The organism is Moorena sp. SIO3H5 (assembly GCF_010692395.1).
Taxonomy (GTDB): domain Bacteria; phylum Cyanobacteriota; class Cyanobacteriia; order Cyanobacteriales; family Coleofasciculaceae; genus Moorena.
In genome coordinates this window covers 1-3824 of sequence record NZ_JAAHHS010000571.1, presented here as the reverse complement: position 1 = coordinate 3824, position 3824 = coordinate 1, and the positions used below count along the sequence as shown (strand labels likewise).

The window sequence follows — 3824 nt, the reverse complement described above, 5'->3', positions numbered from 1 at the left end:
AGAAAGAGCTTGGATCCAGCCATTATCCCTGGGGCGTGGATTGAGGTGAGTGGCACCAGCAAACTAAAGCGCAAAACTCGAAAACTTATACTTAAAGCCTATGAGGTGAGCCTTGCTGCTCCCCCCCACCAGCAGCCAACAACTGTTTTGGTTCCCAAAACTCCCAGCCGCAAAGCGAGTATTTTAGTTTGTCAGAAATCCAGTTGTCGGAAACGGGGGGGTAAAGCGGTGTGTAATGCGATCGCATCGAGTTTAAAGGAGCATGGTTTAGAAGACCAAGTCAAAATTAAAGAAACTGGCTGCCTCAAACAGTGCAAACATGGCCCCAACCTGGTGATGATGCCAGACAAAGCTCGCTACAGCGAAGTGGCTCCCCAGCAAATTCCCAGCCTGATCGAACGACACTTTGTCTGAAGTTAGCTTTCCGGCAAAAGAAGCCCCACACCTCAAGGCGCAGCATGAGTGTGGTTAGAAGTTACCGCAAAAAGAGTGGAGCCTTTATGGTTGGTCGGTTATGCGTAAAAGAGGTGCGACCCGTGGCGAATTTAATTCGCCTACGGAAAGCGCACCTTTGGTTAAAACTTTATGATTAAGGCTGCCTTAATAAACAGGTTTCATCTCCGGGATGAATTTTGCACAGGATATGCATGGAATAGGGAAACGAGCTATCAAGCTTCTTATTAACTCGCTACGGCGTCATTCCGGGTAGCTGCGCCTCTTGTATAAATTGTCTTTTTTAAAAATTGGTAATTCTGATTATCAGTTTTTTGTCTTTCATTTTGGATTACTACCTGTATATACATCTGCTAGAATCAGAATAGGTCGAGCCAACTTGAGGACAAGTCAAAATGAGAATTGCGTACCAGTATCGGTTAAAACCAACGAAACAGCAAAAAGCCAAGATAGACCATTGGCTGTCAATGCTTTGCGCTCAATATAACTACCTGCTAGCTGCTCGATTCCATTGGTACGAACAAAATCGTTGCTCAATCAATGCTTGTCCCCTGGTTTGTTACCTTCCGGAATTAAGGGATAATCCAGATTACTACAGCCAGAAAAAGACTTTACCCAATCTCAAAAAGACTCACCCTTGGTATAAGGACATCCATTCCCAAGTACTTCAGGATGTCGTCAAAAGGGTTAAGTTGGCCTTTGATAGATTCATCAAAGGGGACAGTAATGGGAAACGAAGTGGGAAACCTAGATTTAAAAAGCACCACCGCTACCGCACCTTTACTTACCCTCAAATGAAGGAAGGATGTTTGGAGGGCAACCTGATTAACCTTCCAAAAATAGGCAAAATCAAGATTGTCCTGCACCGTCTTATTCCAGATGGATTCAAGGTAAAAACAGCTTCAATTACCAAAAAGTGTGATGGGTATTATCTGGTTTTGTCCCTAGAAGACAAAACTGTCCCTGAAGTTAAACCTGACATTAATCCTGATTCAATAGTAGGCATTGATGTTGGTCTTAAGGAGTTCTTGACTACCTCTGAAGGGGAAACAATAGAGATTCCTCAATATTACCGAAAGTCTCAAAAAAGGCTGAAGGTTATTCAGAAAAGGGTATCTCGACGGGTGTTGGGAGGCAGAAACAGAATCAAAGCTATTAAACAGCTTGGTAGACAGCACAAAAAAGTAGCAGACAAACGGAAAGACTTCCATTTCAAGACCGCTAATTATTTGCTATCAAAATACGATGTAGTAGCTTACGAAAAGTTAAACGTAAAAGGGATGGCTAAATCCCGATTGGCTAAATCTGTGTTGGATGCTGGGTGGTCAAGCTTTCTGGGGATCCTAACAAACAAAGCCTTAAATGCTGGTTTGTTGACGGTACCGGTAAGTGCCTTGAATACTTCACAGAATTGCTCCAATTGCGGCAAAAAAGTCCCTAAAAAGCTGCATGTTCGGTGGCATGATTGTCCCTATTGCGGATGCAGTTTGGATCGCGACCACAATGCTGCGATCAATATACGAAATAGAGCGGTAGGGCAGTCCGTTCTTAAAGCCCAGCGCCTCCTAAGGGATGCCCGGATTGGCTGGGAAGCCTACGCTGAACCCAACGGGTCAGCGTAGGAGCTGTCACCCCATCAGTGGACTGCCGTGATGATGCACCAAATACCAAGAGCCAGCCATAAGCTCAAACGTATTGGTTGCTATGGATTCTGCCTCAATCCTTCTACCCTTGCTAACTTGCAACACTTTTTCTAGCACAACAACGTAGGCAAGAGTGTCCCTGAGCTCACTAGCAATAATCTCTGGTTCAATTTCCAGGTATTGGGTATTCTTGAATATCGCTTCCCAAGATGAGCTAATCTCCCGCCAACCTTTAATTACATCACGTCCGGGGTGAATACAAAGACTACCAGTTCCTTGAGACCAGACCTTACTCATGGCTTCAATGTCTTTTTTCTCAAAAGCTCGATAAAACGCTGTGTTGGTGGCTAATACGTCTGTGCGATCGCTACTCATAGTTTTTTGTTGAGTTTCACAATTGTGAATAGCTTTAATTATATATAGTTAAATCGAATTAATCACATCTAAGCAGTCAGCATTCAGCAGTCAGCAGTTGGCCTTTGGAACCTCAAGTATCGTGGCACAGGCTTCTAGCCTGTGACCTAACCCATAGCGCATAAGCAAGCGATTCAAGTACCGTGGGCTATGGGCATAAACTGATAGCTGATAGCTGACCGCTGATAACTGATAACTGATAGCTGACCGCTGATAACTGATAACTGATAGCTGACCGCTGATAGCTGATAGCTGACCGCTGATAACTGATAGCTGATTGCTTAAGGATTGCGCTCTTGGAGCCGTATCATAAATATGGGTGAGATTATCTTAATGGTGGCATGGAAACAATTTGGGAACTCGATTTTTACTCCCGCCCAATTTTGGACGAAAATCAGAAGAAACTTTGGGAAGTCTTAATTTGCGAGAGTCCTTTGGACATCAACCTCTCACCTGAGACACTGTTTCAATACGCTAGTTGGTGTCCCAACCAGCAGGTGAATTCAATTTGGTTGGGGCAGGCTTTGGCAGATGCGATCGCAAAAGCTAAACAGCCACCAACCAAGATTCGCTTCTTTCGGCGTCAGATGAACAATATGATTACCAAAGCCTGTAATGAGCTGAATATTCCAGCTCAACCCAGCCGTCGCACCTATGCTTTGGAGCGATGGTTAAAACAAAGGATAGAGGACTTTTATCCCAATCAACCAGGCTATGACCCCGCAGCCGCTGCTTCCTCATTTGTCCGTTATCAATCCCCCATCCCTAAACCATTACCCGATGCTTTGCAGGGACAAAAGTGGGCAGTTGTAAGTCTACAAGCTGCTGCCTTTGAGGAAATGAACGAGTGGGAGATAGACTTTGGTGAAGCCTTCCCGGTCTCGATCATGGACATTACCCCAGAAACGCCCATTCCCGGTGTGATTATATTTTCCCAACGAGCCAAACCCCTAGCAGCATGGATGTCAGGTTTGGAGCTATCCTTTGTCAGACTTGACACTACCGATGATAAGCCAAAGTTGTTACTAGAAACTGGTGCCAATGATAGCTGGATTCTCGCTAACCTGACCAAATCCCAAATTCTGGCAGAGGCAAAAGGGTTTGAAGAAGCAAAGCAGAAAGCTAATTTCGTCCATTTTCTGGCCGTACAATCGAGTCCAACTTCAGAACAGTTTGCCGGATTTTGGCTATGCCGGGAGTTATAGCGCTACGGGCAAGGCAAAAGGCAAAAGGCAAAAGGCAAAAGGCAAAAGGCAGAAGGCAGAAGCTAAAAATAAATTGTGAGTAATTTTTATTACCTACTCCATACTCCCA

Annotated in this window: 4 protein-coding genes; 3 read left to right on the top strand and 1 reads right to left on the bottom strand. The window is 44.7% G+C overall.

What is annotated here, in order from left to right; translation table 11 throughout:
* Together F6K52_RS33715 and F6K52_RS33710 are read left to right on the top strand one after the other, a co-directional pair.
* Window positions 1–414 (top strand): (2Fe-2S) ferredoxin domain-containing protein (locus F6K52_RS33715; RefSeq protein ID WP_293089136.1); only part of this gene is annotated, 414 nt, incomplete at its 5' end.
* Window positions 415–848: 434 nt separating this feature from the next.
* Entirely contained in the window at window positions 849–2075 is a 1227-nt protein-coding gene (locus tag F6K52_RS33710; protein ID WP_293089134.1) for a transposase, read from the top strand.
* 6 nt (window positions 2076–2081) lie between these two features.
* Here the strand turns inward: F6K52_RS33710 and F6K52_RS33705 are convergent, their stop codons facing one another.
* A complete protein-coding gene (locus F6K52_RS33705; protein WP_293089132.1) occupies window positions 2082–2471 on the bottom strand; it encodes a nuclear transport factor 2 family protein in 390 nt (129 codons plus the stop codon).
* Window positions 2472–2851: 380 nt separating this feature from the next.
* Here F6K52_RS33705 and F6K52_RS33700 point away from each other — a divergent pair, with 380 nt between their 5' ends.
* Window positions 2852–3715: a Tab2/Atab2 family RNA-binding protein gene (locus F6K52_RS33700; protein ID WP_293089130.1), complete on the top strand. Its 864-nt coding sequence runs from the start codon at window positions 2852–2854 to the stop codon at window positions 3713–3715.
* Window positions 3716–3824: the final 109 nt, after the last annotated feature.

Bases quoted from the DNA above. Each gene is read 5' to 3' on its own strand.
- F6K52_RS33710 (WP_293089134.1), top strand. From the start codon at position 849: ATGAGAATTGCGTACCAGTATCGGTTAAAACCAACGAAACAGCAAAAA.
- F6K52_RS33705 (WP_293089132.1), bottom strand. From the start codon at position 2,471: ATGAGTAGCGATCGCACAGACGTATTAGCCACCAACACAGCGTTTTAT.
- F6K52_RS33700 (WP_293089130.1), top strand. From the start codon at position 2,852: ATGGAAACAATTTGGGAACTCGATTTTTACTCCCGCCCAATTTTGGAC.